Raw genomic sequence first — 20,300 nt, 5'->3', positions numbered from 1 at the left:
GCGCCGCAGGGGCCGACGCGCGTCGGCCCCGTTTCTCAGCGCGTTACTTCTTTACCGCCAACCACTTATCGATAACCTTCTGATACTCGCCGGTCGCCTTGGCCAGGTGCAGCCACTGATCCACATACAGTTTCCAGCTCAGATCGTCGCGCGGCAGCATGTAAGCTTTCTCGCCGTACTGCATCGGTTTGGTCGGATTCACCGCGCACAGCTTCGGATAGCGCTTCTGCTGGTACAGCGCCTCGGAAGCGTCGGTGATCATCACGTCCGCCTTGCGGTCCACCAACTGCTGGAAAATGCTCATGTTGTCGTGCGTCAGCGTCAGTTTGGCCTTCGGCAGATAGGCGTGCACGAAGGCTTCGTTGGTGCCGCCCGCCGGTTCCAACAGACGCACCGACGGCTTGTTGATCTGTTCGAGAGTGCGGTATTTCTTCACGTTGGTGCAGCGCACCAGCGGAATTTTGCCGTCGGTATCCAGCTTGTCGGCGAAGAACACCTGTTTTTGCCGCTCCAGCGTGACGGAGATGCCGCCCATTGCGATGTCGCACTTGCCGCCGACGAAGTCCGGGGTCAGGGTTTTCCAGCTGGTTTTCACCCACTTCACTTTCGCGCCCAGACTCTTGGCCAGCGATTCTGCCATGTCGATATCGATGCCTTCATAGCTGCCGTCTTCCTTGAGGAAGGTATAGGGCTTGTAGTCGCCGGTGGTGCAGACCTCCAGGGTCTTTTGCTGCAGCACTTTATCCAGGTGGGATTGCGCGCTGGCGCTGCCGGCGGCGAGCAGCAGCGCGAGGGGGAGTAGCTTTTTCATCTGGCGTCCTTTTTATACATTCGTGGTTTTATGCGTTACTTCGCCGTTAATTGTCGTTTGTCTGCATGAGTTAGCCGTTTTTTATGCCGCTTACCGGCGAAAACGCCGGGCGTTGCTGCTGTACGCGATTCAAGCGCCAGGGTGTGACGTCGGCAACGGTAAAAAAACTGGTAGGCTGTAACGTCAACATTTATTAACACAGTTTACAGGTGGCTATGTACAACATTGACGATTTTGATATGAAAATCCTGACGCTGTTACAGGCCAACGGCCGTTTGACCAATCAGGAGCTGAGCGAGCTGGTCGGGCTCTCGGCCTCCCAATGTTCGCGGCGGCGCATCAGCCTGGAGCAGGCGCAGCTGATCCGCGGCTACCACGCGCGGCTGGCGCCGGAGGCGGTCGGCCTGGGGCTGGTGGGGCTGATTGAAGTCAGCCTGATCACGCACGCGCAGGAGCAAATCGACAGCTTTCATCAGATGCTGGAGGACGTGGACGCGATCCTTGACGCTTACAAGACCACCGGCGACGCCGATTACCTGCTGAAAGTGGCGGTGGCTGACCTGCCGGCGCTGAGCGAATTCATCAGCCAGACGCTGTCGCCGCACAAAAGCGTGGCGCATATCAAAACGGCGGTGGTGCTCAATCGCATCAAGGAAAACGGTTTGTTGCCGGTGACGCGAGAAAGCTGAAACCGAATGCGCTTTTCCGTCTATATTAGGAACGTAACGCTGTGCCTAAACCACAATAAATAAACCAGGAGAAAAACCCCGTGTTCCAGAACGTTGACGCCTATGCCGGCGATCCCATTCTGTCGCTGATGGAAAAATTCAAACAAGACCCGCGCGCGCACAAGGTGAACCTGAGTATCGGCCTGTACTACGATGCGCAGGGCATCATCCCCCAGATGCGGGCGGTCGCCGCGGCGCAAGCGCAGTTGAACAGCGTCGAGCACGGCGCCTCGGTATACCTGCCGATGGAAGGGCTGCAACCCTATCGCTCCGCCATCCAGCAGCTGCTGTTCGGCGCGCAGCATCCGATGCTGCAGCAGGGGCGCATCGCCACCATTCAGACCGTTGGTGGTTCCGGCGCGTTGAAAGTGGGCGCCGACTTCCTGAAAAGCTACTTCCCGGATTCGCAGGTGTGGGTCAGCGATCCGACCTGGGAAAACCACGTCGCCATCTTCAGCGGCGCCGGTTTCAAAGTGAATACCTATCCGTATTTCGACAGCGAAAGCCTGGGCGTGAAGTTCGACGCCATGCTCGCTGCGCTGAAACAGCTGCCGAAGCACAGCATCGCGCTGCTGCATCCGTGCTGCCACAACCCGACCGGTTCCGACCTGACCCCCGCCCAGTGGGATGAGGTGGTCAAGGTGATCGCCGATCGTGAAATCATTCCGTTCCTTGATATCGCCTATCAGGGCTTCGGCGGCGGCATGGAGCAAGACGCCTACGCCATTCGCGCCATCGCGGCGGCCGGCCTGCCGTGCCTGGTGAGCAACTCGTTCTCGAAGATCTTCTCGCTGTACGGCGAGCGCGTCGGCGGCCTGTCGGTGGTGTGCGAAAGCGAAGAGGCGGCCGGGCGCGTGCTGGGCCAGCTGAAGGCCACCGTGCGCCGCAACTACTCGAGCCCGCCGAACTTCGGCGCGCAGCTGGTTGCCAAGGTGCTGAACGACGCCCAGCTGAAAACCCAGTGGCTGGACGAAGTGGAGAGCATGCGCACCCGCATTCTCGAGATGCGTCACGCGCTGGTGGACACCCTGAAGAGCGCGCTGCCGCAGCGCAATTTCGATTACCTGCTGGCTCAGCGCGGCATGTTCAGCTACACCGGCTTCAGCGCGGCGCAGGTCGATCGCCTGCGTGAAGAGTTTGGCGTCTACCTGATCCACAGCGGCCGCATGTGCGTGGCCGGCCTGAACCACAACAATGTGCGTCAGGTGGCCGAGGCGTTTGCCGCGGTGCAGTAACGCCTGTTAGTCTGAACGGACGTTCATCGGGGAGCGATAGCGATATCGCTCCTTTTTTATTGCCGGTGCGCCGCCGAAGTTGCCGCAAACCGGAGAGAGAATATACTGATTGAGGGGCGCTCACTCATGTGGCATCAGCAAACGCTAATCCTCAGCGCAAAAGCGCGTGGCTTTCATCTGGTTACCGACGAGATCGTCAACCAGTTAACCCACTTACACCGCCTGCAAACCGGCCTGCTGCATCTGTTGCTGCAGCATACCTCGGCCTCGCTGACGCTCAACGAGAACTGCGATCCCACGGTGCGAGCCGATATGGAGCAGCATTTCCTGCGCCAGGTGCCGGAAAACGCACCCTATCAACATGACTACGAAGGGCCGGACGACATGCCGGCGCACATCAAATCCTCGCTGCTGGGCGCTTCCTTGACGCTGCCCGTCAGGCACGGGCGGCTGATGTTGGGCACATGGCAGGGCATCTGGCTGGGGGAGCACCGCATCCACGGCGGAGCACGCCGTATTGTGGCCACATTACAGGGGGAATAACCCAATGAATAACAGCGCATTGCTGGAGTACTGCATGGCGAAGCCGGGCGCGGAGCAGAGCGACCAGAACCAGTGGCAGGCCAGCCAGATCAAGGTGGGCGACGTGATGTTCGCGATGGTGTGCGAGGTCGAAGGGCGGCCGGCGCTGGCAATCAAGTCCAGCCCGGAGCTGGCGGAAAGCCTGCGCGAGCACCACCCGGAGATCGTCGCCTGCGACGGCCTGAACAAGGCGCACTGGAATACGGTGTTTCTCGACGGCAACCTGCCGAACTCGCAGTTTTATACGCTGATCGACAGCTCCTATCAGCTGGTGGTGGAAGGCCTGCCCGAACACGTGCGCCAGGAACTGCGCGCCTGATTGCCGGGCGGCGGCACCGCCCGTTTTTCTCCTGCTTTTCGTGTTAAATCGTGATCGCGGCTTTAAATTGGGAGCGTTCCCTTTTTGTCGTCAGGAAAAAACGGCTACGCTTGGGCATTCAAGAAACGCGGATAAGATTAAGGAGGCCGACATGGCCATCAGCGAAGAAAAGCGCAAGATGATCGCCGGGGAGCTGTACGACGCCGGTGATGACCTGCTGCGCAGCGAACGTCGGCGCGCGCGCCAGTTGACGCATCGCTATAACCACTCCTCGCCGGAAGAGGGCGAGCTGCGCAAACAATGGCTGGACGAGCTGCTGGGCGGCTATCAGGGCGGCACCATTGAGCCGACGTTCCGCTGCGACTACGGCTATAACATCTATCTCGGCAAGAACTTCTACGCCAATTTCGACTGCGTGATCCTCGACGTGTGCGAGGTGCATATTGGCGATAACTGCCTGCTGGCGCCGGGCGTGCATATCTACACCGCCACCCATCCGCTGGACGCCGAGACCCGCGTCGGCGGCGCGGAGTTCGGCAAGCCGGTCAAGATTGGCGACAACGTGTGGATCGGCGGGCGCGCGGTGATCAATCCGGGCGTGACCATCGGCGATAATGCGGTCGTGGCCTCCGGCGCGGTAGTGACCAAAGACGTGCCGGCCAACTGCGTGGTGGGCGGCAACCCGGCCAGGGTCATCAAGCAGCTATAAAAAAACGGGCGCCGCCGGGCGCCCGCTGTCATCAGGCTCGCAGCGAGTCGATATCCACCACGAAGCGGTACTTCACGTCGCTTTTCAGCATGCGCTCATAGGCCTCATTAATTTGCTGCATCGGGATCAGCTCGATATCGGACGTGATGCCGTGTTGGCCGCAGAAGTCCAGCATCTCTTGCGTTTCCGCGATGCCGCCGATCAGCGAACCGGCGATACGGCGGCGCTTCATGATCAGGTTGAACACCTGCGGCGACGGATGATCGTGCTCCGGCGCGCCGACCAGCGTGAGGGTGCCGTCGCGGCGCAGTAAGTTGAGGAACGGGTTCAGATCGTGCTGAGCCGCTACCGTGTTGAGGATGAAGTCGAAGCTATTAACGTGCTGCGCCATTTCATCCGGGTTGCGTGAAATCACCACTTCATGGGCGCCGAGGCGCTTGGCGTCTTCTATTTTCGACGGCGAGGTGGTGAACAGCACCACGTGCGCGCCCATCGCCTGCGCCAGTTTGACGCCCATGTGCCCCAGCCCACCGAGGCCGACGATGCCGACCTTTTTGCCTGGCCCCGCGCCCCACTGGCGCAGCGGCGAATAGGTGGTGATGCCGGCGCACAGCAGCGGCGCGACCCCGGCCGGATCGAGGTTTTCCGGCACGCGCAGCACGAAGTCCTGATCTACCACCAGATTGGTGGAGTAGCCGCCGTAGGTTACGGCACCGGTCTGACGATCCTGGCCGTTATAGGTGCCGGTAAAGCCGTTCTCGCAATACTGTTCCAACCCCTCATCGCAGCTCGGACAGCTGCGGCAGGAATCCACCATGCAACCGACGCCGACCAGATCGCCGACCCGGTAACGCGAGACATGGCCGCCGACGGCGCTGACGCGCCCGACGATTTCATGGCCTGGTACCACCGGGTAAATCGTATTGCTCCATTCGTTGCGAGCCTGATGCAGGTCCGAATGGCAGACACCGCAGAACAACACCTGAATTTGCACATCGTGGTCGCGCAGGGCGCGCGGTGGGTAATCGAAAGGCACCAGCGCAGATTTCGCATCATGCGCGGCATAGGCATGGGTAATGTTCATGGTCGCTCCAGTTATCAATGTAGGGGGGACAACGCTTGGCCGGCAGCGGAGTGCCGGTAAGATGCGGCCTGAATCAGACAGGGCGGCCGCCGAGGGAACATTGATGATAAAAGCGGTGAGTGCGGAGGGAAATGCCTGAAAATGTCGAAATCTTGCCCGTTTCTGTTTGATTGCAATGAAACGGGTCAGCGTGCGGGTCGCCTGAACGACGGCCCGCACGTTGGCGATATTACTTGTTCAACAGCGGTTTTAGGAAGCGCGCGGTGTGCGATTTTTCACACTCGGCCACGGTTTCTGGCGTGCCGGCGACCAGGATCTCGCCGCCGCCGCTGCCGCCTTCCGGCCCCAGATCGACGATCCAGTCGGCGGTCTTGATCACGTCCAGGTTATGCTCGATGACCACGATGGTATTGCCCTGATCGCGCAGCTGATGCAGCACCGCCAACAGCTGTTGGATATCGGCGAAGTGCAGGCCGGTAGTCGGTTCGTCGAGGATATACAGCGTCTGGCCGGTGCCGCGTTTCGACAGCTCGCGCGCCAGCTTGACGCGCTGCGCCTCCCCGCCGGAGAGCGTGGTGGCCGACTGGCCGAGGCGGATGTAGGACAGGCCGACATCCATCAGGGTCTGCAGCTTGCGCGCCAGCGCCGGCACTGCGTCGAAGAAGTCACGCGCTTCTTCGATGGTCATCTCCAGCACTTCGTGGATGCTCTTGCCTTTGTACTTCACTTCGAGCGTTTCGCGGTTATAGCGTTTGCCCTTGCACTGGTCGCACGGCACGTAGATGTCCGGCAGGAAGTGCATTTCGACCTTGATCACCCCGTCGCCCTGGCAGGCTTCACAGCGCCCACCCTTGACGTTGAAGCTGAAGCGGCCTGGCGTATAACCGCGGCTGCGCGATTCCGGCACGCCGGCGAACAGCTCGCGCACCGGGGTGAAGATACCGGTGTAGGTGGCCGGGTTGGAGCGTGGCGTACGGCCGATCGGGCTCTGATCGATGTCGATCACCTTGTCGAAATGTTCCAGGCCGGTCACTTCGCGGAACGGCGCCGGCTCGGCGATGGTGGCGCCGTTAAGCTGGCGCTGGGCGATCGGGAACAGCGTATCGTTGATCAGCGTTGATTTGCCGGAGCCGGACACGCCGGTGATGCAGGTAAACAGACCGACCGGCAGCGTCAGCGTCACGTCCTTCAGGTTGTTGCCGCGCGCGCCGCTCAGCTTCAACACTTTGGTCGGATCGGCCGGCACACGCTGCGCGGGAATGGCGATCTCGCGCTTGCCGCTGAGGAACTGGCCGGTCAGCGATTCCGGCTGCGCCATGATGTCGTCGACGGTGCCTTCTGCCACCACCTGGCCGCCGTGCACGCCGGCGCCGGGGCCGATGTCGATCACGTGGTCGGCGGCGCGGATGGCGTCTTCGTCATGCTCCACCACGATCACCGTGTTGCCGAGGTTACGCAGGTGGATCAGCGTTTCCAGCAGGCGCTCGTTATCGCGCTGGTGCAGGCCGATCGACGGCTCATCCAGCACGTACATCACGCCCACCAGGCCGGCGCCGATCTGGCTGGCCAAACGAATACGCTGCGCTTCGCCGCCGGAGAGCGTTTCCGCCGAACGGGACAACGACAGGTAGTTCAGGCCGACGTTCACCAGGAACTTCAGGCGATCGCCGATCTCTTTCAGCACTTTCTCGGCGATCTTGGCGCGCTGGCCGCTGAGCTTCATGTTCTGGAAGAAGGTCATCGCATGGCCGATGCTCAGATCGGAGATTTCCGGCAGCGTGGTGTCTTCGACGAACACGTTGCGCGCTTCTTCGCGCAGACGGGTGCCGTGACACGAGGCGCAAGGGCGGTTGCTGATGAACTTCGCCAGCTCTTCGCGCACCGCGCTGGATTCGGTCTCTTTATAGCGGCGCTCCATGTTGTGCAGCACGCCTTCGAACGGATGGCGGCGCACGGTGGTGTCACCGCGATCGTTGATGTATTTGAATTCGATCGACTCTTTGCCGGAGCCGCTCAGTACCGCCTTCTGTACGTCGGCGCTCAGGGTGTTGAACGGCGCTTCGACGTCGAACTCATAGTGCTCCGCCAGTGAACGCAGCATCTGGAAATAGTAGAAGTTGCGGCGATCCCAGCCGCGGATCGCGCCGCCGGCCAGCGACAGCTCGGGGTTTTGCACCACGCGATCCGGATCGAAGAACTGCTGCACGCCCAGGCCATCGCAGGTCGGGCAGGCGCCGGCCGGGTTGTTGAAGGAAAACAGGCGCGGTTCCAGCTCGCGCATGCTGTAGCCGCAGATCGGGCAGGCGAAGTTGGCGGAGAACAGCAGCTCGTCCGCTTTTTCGTCGTCCATGTCCGCCACCACCGCGGTGCCGCCGGACAGCTCCAGCGCGGTTTCGAACGATTCGGCTAGGCGTTGCGCCATGTCGTCACGCACCTTGAAGCGATCGACCACCACTTCGATGGTGTGTTTTTTCTGCAGCTCCAGCTTCGGCGGATCGGACAGATCGCACACTTCACCGTCGATGCGCGCGCGGATATAGCCCTGAGCGGCCAGGTTTTCCAGCGTTTTGGTGTGCTCGCCCTTGCGATCTTTCACTACTGGCGCCAGCAGCATCAGGCGCTTGCCTTCCGGCTGGCTCAGCACGTTATCGACCATCTGGCTGACGGTTTGCGCCGCCAGCGGCACATGGTGATCCGGGCAGCGTGGCTCGCCGACACGGGCGAACAGCAGGCGCAGGTAGTCGTGGATCTCGGTGATGGTGCCGACCGTGGACCGCGGGTTGTGCGAGGTGGATTTCTGCTCGATGGAGATCGCCGGCGACAGACCTTCAATATGGTCGACGTCCGGCTTTTCCATCAGCGACAGGAACTGGCGCGCATAGGCGGAGAGTGATTCGACATAGCGCCGCTGCCCTTCGGCGTACAGCGTATCGAAAGCCAGCGAAGACTTGCCGGAACCGGACAGGCCGGTGACGACGATCAGTTTGTCACGCGGGATGATCAGGTTGATGTTTTTCAGATTATGGGTTCGAGCACCACGAACTTCGATATTGTCCATTTACACTTCCCGTCTTGATGATACACCGCGCCTGTCGCGATTTTTGCGGGGGATTTTGTGATGGATCTCGCAAAAAACCGGCACAGCCTGGTCGAAACGCATAATTATGACACAAAAAAACCTGAATGAATATCCAGTATGAGAATGCAACAAGGTCGATCGAAAAGACAATTCTGGAATGCAATTCGCACTTATCAACACGGGTGTGGTTTCGTACTCAGCGTGGTAAACTGACGCGTTTATACTGTGTAGAAATCAATCATCGGGAGAAGTGCTCATGGCCAGCAGAGGCGTAAACAAAGTAATTCTGGTCGGGAATCTGGGTCAGGATCCAGAAGTCCGTTACATGCCGAACGGCGGCGCAGTGGCCAACATTACCCTGGCGACCTCCGAAAGCTGGCGTGACAAGGCGACCGGCGAACAGAAAGAGAAGACCGAGTGGCACCGCGTCGTGCTGTTCGGCAAACTGGCCGAAGTGGCGGGCGAATACCTGCGTAAAGGCTCTCAGGTCTACATCGAAGGCTCCCTGCAGACGCGTAAATGGACCGATCAGTCCGGCGTGGAAAAATACACCACCGAAGTGGTGGTTAACGTCGGCGGCACCATGCAGATGCTGGGCGGCCGTCAGGGCGGCGGCGCACCGGCAGGCCAATCTGCCGGCGGCCAGGGCGGTTGGGGCCAGCCTCAGCAGCCACAGGGCGGCAACCAGTTCAGCGGCGGCCAGCAGCAGTCTCGTCCGGCGCAGAACAGCGCTCCGGCGGCCAGCAGCAACGAACCGCCAATGGATTTTGACGACGATATCCCGTTCTAAGCCTGGCGACAGTGCTAAAAAAACCCCGCTCAGGCGGGGTTTTTTGTGGGCGCTCGCTGCCGATTTTCTGCGGCGGTGTTGCCAATCAGTAAATTGCTACCGGGTTGATGTTGACCTGCGTTGAACCGACATACAGCGGTTGTCCCAGCACGAACAGGAATTCCCAGGTTTTCGTGCGCACCAGTGGGCGGCTGTCGATCAGTTCCAGGTTATAGACGCCGCGCTTGGCCAGCAGGTACTGGTTGACCGGGAACTCTTCGTCATTTTTCGGGTTAGGGTACACTTCGGAGGCCCAGGTATCACCGCCAAAGGCCACAATGCCTTGGTCAGCCAGCCACTTCGCCGCTTCCATGCCGATACCCGGTTCGACCTCCAGGAATTTTTTATTGTCCTTACCAATCAGCTCCAGCCAACCGGTATTAAATAAAACAACGTCGCCTTTTCTTAAGCTAATGCCCTGCTTCTTAAGCACCGCTTGAATATCCGCAACGGAAAATTCGGTGCCGCCCGGAACGATGTCTTTATGATAATAAGCCGTCATATCGAGCACCACGCCGCGGGTGACCATGGGCGGCACTTTTTCCACGCCCAATTTTTTCACGCCATCTACGGTGACGAAGTCCGCCGCCTTATTGCCGTTATAATAAACGTTGTCGATGCCGATATGGCCTATACCGTTCAACTGGGTGCCGACGCCGGTCCAGGCATTCACCAATTCATCATTAAAGGTGAATTTATTTGGGCCAAGCGTTTTGCCGTCCTGCTGACCAGGCTGAATATTATATAAACGGAAGCTACGGTGGCGGAACGCCGGGAAATCTTTATCGACGGGAACCGCCAATGACAATGTCTTGCCCTGTTTTACCAGTTGCACGGACTGTAGTACCCCTTCCGGCGTGAGCAGGTTGGCGGCGCCGATTTCGTCTTTTGCACCGTAAACAGAAGGGTACCAGTCTGACGGCTGAGCGGCGGACTCTGCGGCCTGTGCAGGCACTGTGGCAAGCAAAGGTAGCAAGAGGGAGAGGCGATACAATGATTTCATCAGTGACTCATCCTTATAACGACGTAGTGCAGAGTGAATGAAAATGAACCGTCCGGACTTAGGCGACGTCAGGCCGCCGAATAATAACCGGTGGAGAAAGAGGCTCATTTTTAGTACGCGGGTGTTTTAGCGTAATGCTTTATAAAGCATGGCGAATAACCACCCGACGATGACTTCCTTATGCGGAAATAAATAACGCCGTGCGAGCGGCGTCATTGATATTATTTTTTCAGCTCTGCACTCATGGTGACGAAATTGCCCATGTAGGCGCTGGTGATTTTGTAGCCGCTTGCACCGGCCTCTTGCGCTTTTTTAGCGATGAGAGCTTCGGTGGAGTCCAGCGTTCTACCGGTTGCGGTAACGCTTTCTGCTGCGGCGTTAAACGACAACATGGAAAACAGAGCGAGTGAAATAACGGTGGTCATGGTTTTCATATCTTTATCCTGTGTTCGACAATTCGAAAAATAAGGGTGTCCGGTACGACACGATGGAGCGAAGGATAAAGGGGACGGTGAGGTGAATAAATAACAGAATCGTCAATAAACTATTCCGTTTTTGTGCATAAACTGATTCGATTGTTGTCTTTCAAGCGGTATTGGTGGGGTATAGCGGGGGTGGCGAACGGGTATGTATCGACCTTCAGGCTTACACTCCGCGACAGGCGAATAAATAAAAAGCCCCTTACGGGGCTTGGACGTTACGCCGAGAAACCGCCGTCGATGCTCAGGCTGGCGCCGGTGATGTAACCCGCCTGCGGGCCGGCGAGGTAGGCGACGAAGCTGGCGATCTCTTCATCTTTGCCGTAGCGGCCGATCGCCATCAGCTGCTTGAGCTGATCGGCGAATTCGCCGGCGTCCGGGTTCATCTCGGTGTCTACCGGGCCGGGCTGCACGTTATTGACGGTGATGCCGCGCGGGCCGAGATCGCGCGCCATGCCTTTGGTCAGGCCGATCAGCGCCGATTTGCTCATCGCATACACCGCCGCGCCGCCGAACGGCACGCGCTCGGCGTTGGTGCTGCCGATGTGGATGATGCGCCCGCCGTCATTCATGTGGCGCGCCGCTTCCTGGCTGGCGACGAACACGCTGCGCACGTTGACCGCTAGCATGCGATCCAGATCGTCCAGCGCCAGCGCTTCGGTGCTGCCCAGTGTAAACACCCCGGCGTTGTTCACCAAAATATCCAGGTTGCCGAAGTGGCTGACGGCCTGACGCACCGCCTGCTGCAGCGCCGCCGCATCGGCGCTGTCGGCCCTGATGGCGAGGGCTTTGCCGCCGGCGGCGGTAACGGCGCTTGCCACCGCTTCGGCGCGATCGGCCGAGGTGGCGTAGGTAAAGGCGACCGCGGCCCCTTCACTCGCCAACCGTTTGGCGATGGCGGCGCCGATGCCGCGTGAGCCGCCTTGGACGAATGCGACTTTGCCTTGCAGAGGATGTGCTGTGGTCATGTTATTTCTCCAAAGTGGGTGAGGGTAAGGCGTTATTCCCAGTATCGGTGAAATGTCCGGCGGCCACTGTTCACAAAGAGCTTTGCCTGCCCACAACGAGAAAAGCCCCTTGCGGGGCTTCTTTCTTCCGTCGGTTGGCTGTTCGACGATCAGTTGAAGATTTCTGCGGTGCCGTACAGTTTGTTCTGGCCGCCGGCGGCGACGATGCGGTATGAGCTGGCGCCCGACGCGGCGGCTTTGCTGGCCAGTTCGCTTTCCAGCGCGCTCAGGTTGGTGGCGCCGCTAACGGAGATTACGCCGATTTTTTGGGCGTCTGCAGCGGGTTGGCTGGAAGGCAGGTCAGCGGCGAAGGTAGCGAAAGAAGCGGTAGCCAGCAGCGCAGCGGTAGCAAAAATTTTGACGTTTTTCATGATGTGTTCCTCAGAGTATTTGTTAGGTGAGAGCCTGTTGCCTCTCGATGTGTTAAATAATAGTGCACCGGGTGTGAATAAAAAATCGGAGAGTTTTGAGTATCTCTGTCAAATAAACTGATTGTTTTTCACCCGCTGGCGCGCGGTAAAAATCGCCACTACCCTTTACAGAGGATCTTTAACCGGAGAAGCGTAATGACGGTAAACGCGTTTATCGGCAGCTGGGCGCTGGTGTCGTCGGTGTTCAAAAACCAGAACGGCGAGCTGAATTACCCGCTGGGCGAGAAGGTGTTGGGGCGCATCCACTATGAGGCCAACGGCACGATGGCGGCGCAGCTGTATAGCGCCGTGCGGCCGCGTTTCGCCGCCGACGATTTGGCGCAGGGGTCTGAGCGGGAGATCCGCGCCGCCTTCATCAATATGATTTGCTACTTCGGCCACTATCAGGTGGAGGAAAGCGAACAGCGGGTGGTGCATCAGGTCGAAGGCTGTTCGTTCCCCAATTGGGTAGGCAGCCGTCAGGTGCGTTTTTACGCTTTCAGCGGCGATCGGCTGACGTTGCGCACGGTGCCCTTGCAGCTCGGCAACGGCGTGCAGGTTGGCGAACTGGTGTGGCAGCGGACAGAGGCTTCGTCATGATCATTGTTCATCATCTCAACCACTCGCGATCGCAGCGCATTCTGTGGTTTTTGGAAGAGCTGGGTGTGCCCTATCAGGTGCAACGCTACGAGCGCGATCCGCAGACCCTGCTGGCGCCGGCGGCGCTGAAAAAGATCCATCCGCTGGGCAAATCGCCGGTGATCGTCGACGGCGATCTGACGCTGGCGGAATCCGGCGCCATCATCGAATACTTGCAGGAAGCCTATGACGCGCAGGGCATGTTCATGCCGACCGACTTCCACGCGCGCCAGCAGTATCGCTATTGGCTGCACTACGCCGAAGGATCGCTGATGCCGCTGTTGGTGATGAAGCTGGTGTTCAGCCGCCTTGGCCAGCCGCCGATCCCCTGGCTGCTGCGGCCGGTGGCCGGCGCGATCGGCAAGGGCGTGCAGCGCGAATACCTCGACAAACAGATCGCGCCGCACTGCGAATACCTCGAACAGCACCTGAACAAGGGCAGCTGGTTTGTCGGCAACGATTTCAGCGCGGCGGATATTCAGATGAGCTTTCCGCTGGAGGCGATGGCGGCGCGCGGCGCGTTGGACAATTGCCCGAAACTGCGCGGCTTCCTGCAGCGCATTCATGCCCGGCCCGCCTACCAGCGGGCATTGGAGCAGGGCGGCCCTTACAACCTGCTGAGTTAAGCGGATGGGCTATACTCGATGGGGTCATTCTTCATCGGAGGTAGCCCATGGCTACGCAAATCTTCGTTAACCTACCCGTACGCGATCTGCCCGCGTCGATGGCGTTTTTCACCCACCTGGGGTTCGCTTTCAACCCGCAATTTACCGACGATACCGCCGCGTGCATGGTGGTCAGCGACACGATTTACGTGATGCTGCTGACCCATGACAAATTCAGGATGTTTACCCCGAACCCGATCGGCGACGCCAAACAGGCCACCGAGGTGCTGGTGTGCCTGTCGCAACCCAGCCGGGCGGCGGTGGACGAACTGGTGCGCAAGGCGATCGCCGGCGGCGGCAACACTTATCATCAGCCACGCGACTACGGCATGATGTATGGCCATGGCTTTCAGGACCTGGACGGCCATATCTGGGAATTGATGTATATGGATCCCGCTGCGGTACAGGCGCAATAATCTCGCCGGGGCGTCCGTCGCCCCGGTTTTATCGTGCAGACGCCATTCCCGCCACTTTCTGCATAAATTGCCGCGATCTTTAGTTGATTAGACGCCATGGAAGGCAGGATAATCGTTTGCCTTGAATAAACCACCATAAATTACCCGTACCGCGCGCTGCGAGTTAAACGTTTGCCTTGGTGCGCATTGCCGTTGGCGATGCGACGGAAGGGCAAGGAAGCGGAACGTGACGTAAACGATTACGTGGCGATCGGGCGCGGGCGAGATGACAGGCCTGCTGTGACGGGCCGATTAATGAAACACAGGGGAAGTAACCTATGTCGAACTCTCAAGCGAACCACGCCGCAAAACCAACCGGCGGGCTTGATGGCTATTTTAAAATTTCCGCGCGCGGCAGCAGCGTGCGACAGGAAGTGGTGGCGGGGCTGACCACCTTCCTGGCGATGGTGTACTCGGTGATCGTGGTGCCGAGCATGCTGGGCAAAGCGGGCTTCCCGCCGGCGGCGGTGTTTGTCTCTACCTGCCTGGTGGCCGGGCTGGGCTCGCTGCTGATGGGGCTGTGGGCTAACCTGCCGATGGCCATCGGCTGTGCGATCTCATTGACCGCTTTCACCGCCTTCAGCCTGGTGCTGGGCCAGCACATCAGCATTCCGGTGGCGCTGGGCGCGGTGTTCGTGATGGGCGTGCTGTTTACCGTCATCTCGGTCACCGGCATCCGCGCCTGGATCCTGCGTAACCTGCCGATGGGCGTGGCGCACGGCACCGGCATCGGCATCGGTCTGTTCCTGCTGCTGATCGCCGCCAACGGTGTCGGCCTGGTGGTGAAGAACCCGCTGGATGGCCTGCCGGTGGCGCTTGGCGCCTTCACCTCCTTCCCGGTGGTGATGACGCTGGTCGGCCTGGCGGTGATCTTCGGCCTGGAGAAGCTGCGCGTGCCCGGCGGCATTCTGCTGGTGATCATCGCCATTTCCATCATCGGCCTGATCGTCGATCCGGCGGTGAAATACCAGGGGCTGTTCGCCATGCCGAGCCTGGCGGACGCTGACGGCAAATCGTTGATCTTCAGTCTGGATATCATGGGCGCGTTGCAACCGGTGGTGTTGCCGAGCGTGCTGGCGTTGGTGATGACCGCGGTGTTCGACGCCACCGGCACCATCCGCGCGGTGGCCGGGCAGGCCAACCTGCTGGATAAAGACGGGCAGATCATCAACGGCGGCAAGGCGCTGACCTCGGATTCCCTGAGCAGCATCTTCTCCGGCCTGGTGGGCGCCGCGCCCGCCGCGGTCTACATCGAGTCCGCTGCCGGCACCGCCGCGGGCGGCAAAACCGGCCTGACCGCCACCGTGGTCGGCATCCTGTTCCTGCTGATCCTGTTCCTGTCGCCGCTGGCCTATCTGGTGCCGGTCTACGCCACCGCGCCGGCGCTGATGTACGTCGGCCTGCTGATGCTGAGCAACGTCACCAAGCTGGACTTCAACGACTTCGTCGACGCAATGGCCGGCCTGCTGTGCGCGGTGTTCATCGTGCTGACCTGCAACATCGTCACCGGCATCATGCTGGGCTTCAGCTCGCTGGTCATCGGCCGCATCTTCTCCGGCGAATGGCGCAAGTTGAACATCGGCACCGTGCTGATCGCCGTGGCGCTGGTGGCGTTCTACGCCGGCGGCTGGGCGATTTAAGCCTCTTGGGTTTCCCTCGCCCATCGGGCGGGGGAGCCTGTGACGGCAATTCCCTTCTTAAGATAAGTCTTCTTCTGCTCTGCACCGCGTTTTGAAAGGCACAACAAGCTTTAACGGCTGTAAAAAAAGTGATCTACTATCGGGACCAACGCAGGCCCTGAGCCGATGTCGTCTGAATCGTAGAGTCTAAGGAAAGCATGGAAATCTTTTTTACAATCCTCATTTTGATCCTGGTGGTCTCCCTGTCCGGGGTGGTGACGCGCATGTTGCCGTTCCAGGTGCCGCTGCCGCTGATGCAAATCGCCATCGGGGCCCTGTTGGCCTGGCCGCATTTCGGGCTGCACGTCGACTTTGATCCCGAACTGTTCCTGGTGCTGTTCATCCCGCCGCTGCTGTTCGCCGACGGCTGGAAAACGCCGACGCGCGAGTTCCTGCATCACGGGCGTGAAATTCTCGGCCTGGCGCTGGTGCTGGTGTTGATCACCGTGGTCGGCGTCGGTTATCTGATCTACGCCATGGTGCCGGGCATTCCGCTGGTGGCGGCCTTCGCGCTGGCGGCGGTGCTGTCGCCGACCGATGCCGTGGCGCTGTCCGGCATCGTCGGCAAAGGGCGGATTCCCAAGCCGATCATGGGCGTGCTCGAGGGCGAGGCGCTGATGAACGACGCGTCCGGCCTGGTATCGCTCAAGTTCGCCATTGCGGTGGCGATGGGCACCATGGTGTTCACCGTGGGCGGCGCGACCCTTGAATTCCTCAAAGTGGCGATCGGCGGCCTGTTGGCCGGCGTGGCGGTCACCTGGACCTACAGTAAATCGCTGCGGGTGATGAGCCGCTGGAGCGGCGACGATCCGGCGACCCAGATCGTGTTCCTGCTGCTGCTGCCGTTCGCTTCTTACCTGATTGCCGAACACATCGGCGTCTCCGGCATCCTGGCGGCGGTGGCGGCGGGGATGACCATCAGCCAATCCGGCGTGATCCGCAACGCGCCGCTGGCGATGCGTCTGCGCGCCAACAGCGTATGGGCGATGCTGGAGTTCGTGTTCAACGGCATGGTGTTCATCATGCTGGGCCTGCAGCTGCCGGGCATTCTTGAAACCTCCATCCTGCAGGCGGAGCTGGATCCGACCATCCAGACCTGGTACCTGTTCGCCGACGTGGCCACCATCTACGCCGCACTGCTGGTGCTGCGTTTCACCTGGCTGTGGGTGATGAAGAAGGCCAGTAACCGCTTTATGAAAAAGCGTCCGCTGCAGTTCGGCGATTACAGCACGCGTGAGCTGTGGGTGGCGTCGTTCGCCGGGGTGCGCGGGGCGATTACCCTGGCCGGCGTGCTGTCGATACCGCTGTTGCTGAGTGACGGCACCGCCTTCCCGGCGCGCTATCAGCTGGTGTTTATCGCCGCCGGAGTGATCCTGCTGTCGCTGATTGTCGGCGTGCTGGCGTTGCCGCTGCTGCTGCGCGGCGTGCAGGTGGCCGACAAGAGCGCCAGCAAGCACGAAGAGCGCATGGCGATCGCCATGGCGGCCGAGGTGGCGATCGAGAGCGTGAATAAAATGGAAGAGCGCCTGGTTGCCGATACCGAAGAGAACCTCGATCCGCAGGTGTTGAAAGAGGTCAGCTCGCGGGTAACGGGCATGCTGCGGCGGCGCATCGCGTCGAAAGACGATATCGAGAATGCGCTGGCGATGGAAAACCTCGAGCGGCGTTTCCGCCTGACGGCGCTGCGCGCCGAGCGCGGCGAGCTGTACCACCTGCGCGCCACGCAGAAAATCAGCAACGAGACGCTGCAAAAACTGCTGCACGATCTCGACCTGCTCGAAGCGCTGTTGATCGAACGCGAAGGGTAAACCCCAGAAGAGGAATAAACGTTTTTCCTCTTTATTTCTGTCCTGAAGGGCCGCCTGTGCGGCCCTTGTTTTTTGGCTACTTGAGCGGCGGCCAATAGTCGCGGCAGCAGGCGATCCAGGCCTGCGCGCTGTGCGACAGGTAGCTGCCCTGACGCCAGATCAGGCCGATTTTCCACTCCATGCGCGGCTCCAGCGGCAGCCAGACCAGGTTTTCCTTGTCCAGCCAGCGGCAAACCGGCTCCGGCAGCATGGCGATGCCCACGCCGGCCTGCACCATCGAGGCGAGGAAGTCCCATTGGCCGCTGCGCACCGCGATTTGCGGTTCAAAACCGGCCTGGCGAAACGCCTTCATCAGCATCTTGTAAAGCGCAAAGTCTTCGTTATAAATCAGGATCGGGCTGTCGGCCAATTCGGCGATATTGATGCGGGTGCGGTTGAGCCACTGCGGCGTGCGCGGCGCCACTACGCACATCGGATGGCCCAGCAGCGGCAGAAAGGTCAGCGGCTGTTCCGAATCGAAGGGTAACACCGTCATCGCCAGATCCAGTTCGCCGGACATCACCGCCTGTTCGACCGACAGCCCGCCCAGCTCGGAAATCTTCAATTCGATACCGGGGTAGGTTTGGCGAAAGCGGCGGATCAGATCGGCGATCTGCCTGCCCACCATTGGCGGAATGCCCAGCCGCAGCACGCCCTTTTTCACCGAGCTGATGTCTTCCAGCTCCGCCTCCAGTTGCCGGAATTCGTCGAGGATCGTCAGGCCGCGCTGATACACCGCCTGGCCGCTGTCGGTCAGGCGCAGCTTGCGGCCTTCGCGGATCAGCAGCGTGCACTCCAGCTCCTCCTCCAGATGCCGCAGCATCTTGCTGATGGTGGGCTGGGTGACGAACAGTTTTTCCGCGGCGCGGGTGAAGCTTTGCTGGCGCACCACTTCAACGAAGTAGCGCAGGGTGCGGACATCCACGTTAGGGTTCTCCTTGGGGACGCTACCGGCGGGAAACTATTCCCGGACGGCATGATGTCGATAATTTTAATTCATTTCAGGCGTGGTTTCCCGGCTGCGTATACTGTAGGCCGTTAATTTATTGTTTGAGGTCATCTTTCATGTCTCTGGCGTTACGCCGCGTTGCCCCCTCCCTGCTGACCCGCTTGCAGGTGCCGATTCAGGTGGCGTTGTATGCGGCGCTGTTCCTGATCGCCGATCGTCTGGTGCAACAATTCCACCTGCCGCTCCCCGCCAATATCGTCGGCATGTTGATGCTGCTGGCGCTAATCCTGCTGCGCATTCTGCCGCTGAGCTGGGTTAAGGCCGGCTCCCGCTGGCTGCTGGCGGAAATGCTGCTGTTTTTCGTGCCGGCGGTGGTGGCGGTGGTCAACTATGCCCAGCTGTTGATGGTCGAGGGCTGGAAGATCTTTTTGGTGATCGCGGTCAGCACCATGCTGACGTTGGGCGCCACCGGGCTGGTGGTGGACAGGGTGTATCGGCTGGAGATTTGGCTGCAGCGTCGGAAGCAGCGTCATGAATGATTTTATCCTTAGCTTGGCCTGTTTTCTGGCGACGCTGGCGCTGTACTTCGCCAACAAGAAGCTGTATCGCCGCCGGCGCACGCTGTTGCTGATGCCGCTGGTGCTGACGCCAATGATCCTGGTGCTGCTGCTGGTGGTCACCCACATCTCCTATCAGGACTATATTGGTGAAACTCACTGGCTGCTGTGGCTACTGGGGCCGGCAACCATCGCTTTCGCGGTGCCGGTGTATGAGAACCTGCATATCATCCGCCGCCACTGGCTATCGCTGACCGCCGGCGTAACGACCGCGGTGCTGGTGGCGGTGTACAGCTCGGTGTGGCTGGCGCGCCTGCTGACGTTGCCGGAAGAGGTGCAGCGCAGCCTGGCGGTGCGGTCGATCACCACGCCGTTCGCGCTGGAGGCCGCCAAACAGATGGGCGGGCAGCCGGATCTGGTGGCGCTGTTCGTGGTGATCACCGGGGTGTTCGGCATGGCGGTGGGGGATATTTTGTTTTTGCGGCTGGCGGTGCGCAGCCGTCTGGCGAAGGGCGCCGGATTTGGCGCCTCGTCGCACGGTGCCGGCACCGCTCGCGCTTATGAGCTGGGGCCGCAGGAGGGCGTAGTGTCGAGTTTGGTGATGATGCTGGCCGGCATCATTACGGTCGTGGCCGCGCCATTGATCGGCCGGCTGATGTGGTAAGACCTCTCGGGGCGGGCTCTGCCGCCCCTTTTACGTTATCTGTCGTTGGGAACGGTGCCGTTGGTGGACGCCAGAAAAAACGAAGAAATTTTTCAGCATAATTTTTCTCATCGTTATAACAAAAAACGATAGATGCGCCGCAGGCAAAATCGCCGTCCATTTTAATTGGAAGTAAATTAATTAAAAAATAAATTATTATCATTAAAACAATAAAGTATAACTTATTGATATGGAGGGGCTCTTACCGTAAGTATTGTTGCACATTAACTGTGGTGAATAATACAAAATAATATTAATCTCTCCATAATTATATCGAGTTAATAAAAGCGGAATACGCTCGTCATCCCTGAGTAATATCGGGGAAATAAAATGATCATTTATCCCCTTTCGCACATTTCGCCAAAAAAAATATCCTCTCCTATACTTCACACCTCAGCAAATTGAGGCACAGGGGGAACCTCTGGATTAACCATTTCATTCTTTCTTAGTTGGGGGAGACCCAGCTTTTCTACGGTTTTTTATTCTGACTTGAACTGTCGGACGGCCAGGCTTTGCCTAAATCCGGACGGA

The 20,300-nt window shown here is 59.7% G+C and carries 21 protein-coding genes; 13 read left to right on the top strand and 8 right to left on the bottom strand.

The window, feature by feature from the left end; translation table 11 throughout:
* Nucleotides 1-43 precede the first annotated feature (43 nt).
* Nucleotides 44-811, bottom strand: coding sequence for a transporter substrate-binding domain-containing protein (locus N6G83_RS19995; protein WP_260515777.1), 768 nt, complete (start codon nucleotides 809-811; stop codon nucleotides 44-46).
* A 215-nt stretch (nucleotides 812-1,026) separates the two neighbouring features.
* On the opposite strand from N6G83_RS19995, the gene N6G83_RS19990 reads away from it, so the two are divergent.
* The 5 genes from N6G83_RS19990 (at nucleotide 1,027) to maa (ending at nucleotide 4,384) form a co-directional block, all read left to right on the top strand.
* Nucleotides 1,027-1,500 (top strand): Lrp/AsnC family transcriptional regulator, encoded by a 474-nt coding sequence (locus N6G83_RS19990; RefSeq protein ID WP_025304444.1) that lies wholly within the window; start codon nucleotides 1,027-1,029, stop codon nucleotides 1,498-1,500.
* Nucleotides 1,501-1,580: 80 nt separating this feature from the next.
* Nucleotides 1,581-2,774: an amino acid aminotransferase gene (locus N6G83_RS19985; protein WP_043139687.1), complete on the top strand. Its 1,194-nt coding sequence runs from the start codon at nucleotides 1,581-1,583 to the stop codon at nucleotides 2,772-2,774.
* Between the two features lie 126 nt (nucleotides 2,775-2,900).
* Nucleotides 2,901-3,317, top strand: a complete 417-nt coding sequence (locus tag N6G83_RS19980; protein ID WP_004936779.1) for a secondary thiamine-phosphate synthase enzyme YjbQ — start codon at nucleotides 2,901-2,903, stop codon at nucleotides 3,315-3,317.
* 4 nt (nucleotides 3,318-3,321) lie between these two features.
* Complete coding sequence (locus N6G83_RS19975) at nucleotides 3,322-3,675, top strand: MmcQ/YjbR family DNA-binding protein (RefSeq protein ID WP_025304442.1); 354 nt, start codon at nucleotides 3,322-3,324, stop codon at nucleotides 3,673-3,675.
* A 151-nt stretch (nucleotides 3,676-3,826) separates the two neighbouring features.
* Nucleotides 3,827-4,384, top strand: coding sequence for a maltose O-acetyltransferase (gene maa, locus N6G83_RS19970; RefSeq protein WP_025304441.1), 558 nt, complete (start codon nucleotides 3,827-3,829; stop codon nucleotides 4,382-4,384).
* Between the two features lie 31 nt (nucleotides 4,385-4,415).
* Here maa and N6G83_RS19965 read toward each other — a convergent pair whose 3' ends face one another.
* Complete coding sequence (locus tag N6G83_RS19965; protein ID WP_025304440.1) at nucleotides 4,416-5,468, bottom strand: NAD(P)-dependent alcohol dehydrogenase; 1,053 nt, start codon at nucleotides 5,466-5,468, stop codon at nucleotides 4,416-4,418.
* Nucleotides 5,469-5,697: 229 nt separating this feature from the next.
* Nucleotides 5,698-8,526 (bottom strand): excinuclease ABC subunit UvrA, encoded by a 2,829-nt coding sequence (gene uvrA, locus N6G83_RS19960; protein WP_025304439.1) that lies wholly within the window; start codon nucleotides 8,524-8,526, stop codon nucleotides 5,698-5,700.
* Between the two features lie 277 nt (nucleotides 8,527-8,803).
* Between uvrA and ssb1 the strand changes: the two genes are divergently transcribed.
* Nucleotides 8,804-9,337, top strand: coding sequence for a single-stranded DNA-binding protein SSB1 (ssb1, locus tag N6G83_RS19955; RefSeq protein WP_063988542.1), 534 nt, complete (start codon nucleotides 8,804-8,806; stop codon nucleotides 9,335-9,337).
* Nucleotides 9,338-9,422: 85 nt separating this feature from the next.
* On the opposite strand, the gene N6G83_RS19950 is transcribed toward ssb1, so the two are convergent.
* From N6G83_RS19950 to bhsA, 4 genes are all read right to left on the bottom strand, one after another.
* The gene (locus tag N6G83_RS19950; protein WP_025304437.1) at nucleotides 9,423-10,379 is read right to left on the bottom strand and encodes a cyclase family protein; all 957 of its coding nucleotides are present in this window, start codon (nucleotides 10,377-10,379) and stop codon (nucleotides 9,423-9,425) included.
* Between the two features lie 221 nt (nucleotides 10,380-10,600).
* The gene (locus N6G83_RS19945; protein ID WP_004936800.1) at nucleotides 10,601-10,813 is read right to left on the bottom strand and encodes a DUF1471 domain-containing protein; all 213 of its coding nucleotides are present in this window, start codon (nucleotides 10,811-10,813) and stop codon (nucleotides 10,601-10,603) included.
* 263 nt (nucleotides 10,814-11,076) lie between these two features.
* The gene (locus N6G83_RS19940) at nucleotides 11,077-11,826 is read right to left on the bottom strand and encodes a 3-oxoacyl-ACP reductase family protein (RefSeq protein WP_127146306.1); all 750 of its coding nucleotides are present in this window, start codon (nucleotides 11,824-11,826) and stop codon (nucleotides 11,077-11,079) included.
* A 149-nt stretch (nucleotides 11,827-11,975) separates the two neighbouring features.
* A complete protein-coding gene (bhsA, locus tag N6G83_RS19935) occupies nucleotides 11,976-12,236 on the bottom strand; it encodes a multiple stress resistance protein BhsA (protein WP_099816661.1) in 261 nt (86 codons plus the stop codon).
* Between the two features lie 195 nt (nucleotides 12,237-12,431).
* On the opposite strand from bhsA, the gene N6G83_RS19930 reads away from it, so the two are divergent.
* The 5 genes from N6G83_RS19930 (at nucleotide 12,432) to N6G83_RS19910 (ending at nucleotide 17,521) form a co-directional block, all read left to right on the top strand.
* Nucleotides 12,432-12,875 (top strand): lipocalin-like domain-containing protein, encoded by a 444-nt coding sequence (locus N6G83_RS19930; RefSeq protein WP_197765063.1) that lies wholly within the window; start codon nucleotides 12,432-12,434, stop codon nucleotides 12,873-12,875.
* On the top strand, nucleotides 12,872-13,540 hold the full coding sequence (locus N6G83_RS19925; protein ID WP_043139706.1) for a glutathione S-transferase family protein: 669 nt from the start codon (nucleotides 12,872-12,874) through the stop codon (nucleotides 13,538-13,540). The genes N6G83_RS19930 and N6G83_RS19925 overlap by 4 nt, the downstream gene beginning before the upstream one ends.
* A gap of 47 nt (nucleotides 13,541-13,587) precedes the next feature.
* Nucleotides 13,588-13,995: a VOC family protein gene (locus N6G83_RS19920; RefSeq protein ID WP_025304432.1), complete on the top strand. Its 408-nt coding sequence runs from the start codon at nucleotides 13,588-13,590 to the stop codon at nucleotides 13,993-13,995.
* Nucleotides 13,996-14,312: 317 nt separating this feature from the next.
* The gene (locus N6G83_RS19915; protein WP_025304431.1) at nucleotides 14,313-15,674 is read left to right on the top strand and encodes an NCS2 family permease; all 1,362 of its coding nucleotides are present in this window, start codon (nucleotides 14,313-14,315) and stop codon (nucleotides 15,672-15,674) included.
* A 197-nt stretch (nucleotides 15,675-15,871) separates the two neighbouring features.
* Nucleotides 15,872-17,521: a Na+/H+ antiporter gene (locus N6G83_RS19910; protein WP_025304430.1), complete on the top strand. Its 1,650-nt coding sequence runs from the start codon at nucleotides 15,872-15,874 to the stop codon at nucleotides 17,519-17,521.
* A gap of 76 nt (nucleotides 17,522-17,597) precedes the next feature.
* Here N6G83_RS19910 and N6G83_RS19905 read toward each other — a convergent pair whose 3' ends face one another.
* Nucleotides 17,598-18,485 (bottom strand): LysR family transcriptional regulator, encoded by an 888-nt coding sequence (locus tag N6G83_RS19905; RefSeq protein WP_025304429.1) that lies wholly within the window; start codon nucleotides 18,483-18,485, stop codon nucleotides 17,598-17,600.
* A gap of 140 nt (nucleotides 18,486-18,625) precedes the next feature.
* On the opposite strand from N6G83_RS19905, the gene N6G83_RS19900 reads away from it, so the two are divergent.
* Both N6G83_RS19900 and N6G83_RS19895 read left to right on the top strand, forming a co-directional pair.
* Nucleotides 18,626-19,048 (top strand): CidA/LrgA family protein, encoded by a 423-nt coding sequence (locus tag N6G83_RS19900; RefSeq protein WP_004936830.1) that lies wholly within the window; start codon nucleotides 18,626-18,628, stop codon nucleotides 19,046-19,048.
* Complete coding sequence (locus tag N6G83_RS19895; RefSeq protein WP_004936833.1) at nucleotides 19,041-19,730, top strand: LrgB family protein; 690 nt, start codon at nucleotides 19,041-19,043, stop codon at nucleotides 19,728-19,730. Before N6G83_RS19900 ends, N6G83_RS19895 begins: the two co-directional genes overlap by 8 nt.
* The last annotated feature ends 570 nt before the right edge of the window (nucleotides 19,731-20,300 follow it).

Source organism: Serratia sp. PL7 (assembly GCF_945957435.1).
This window is presented reverse-complemented; position numbering and strand designations above follow the sequence as displayed.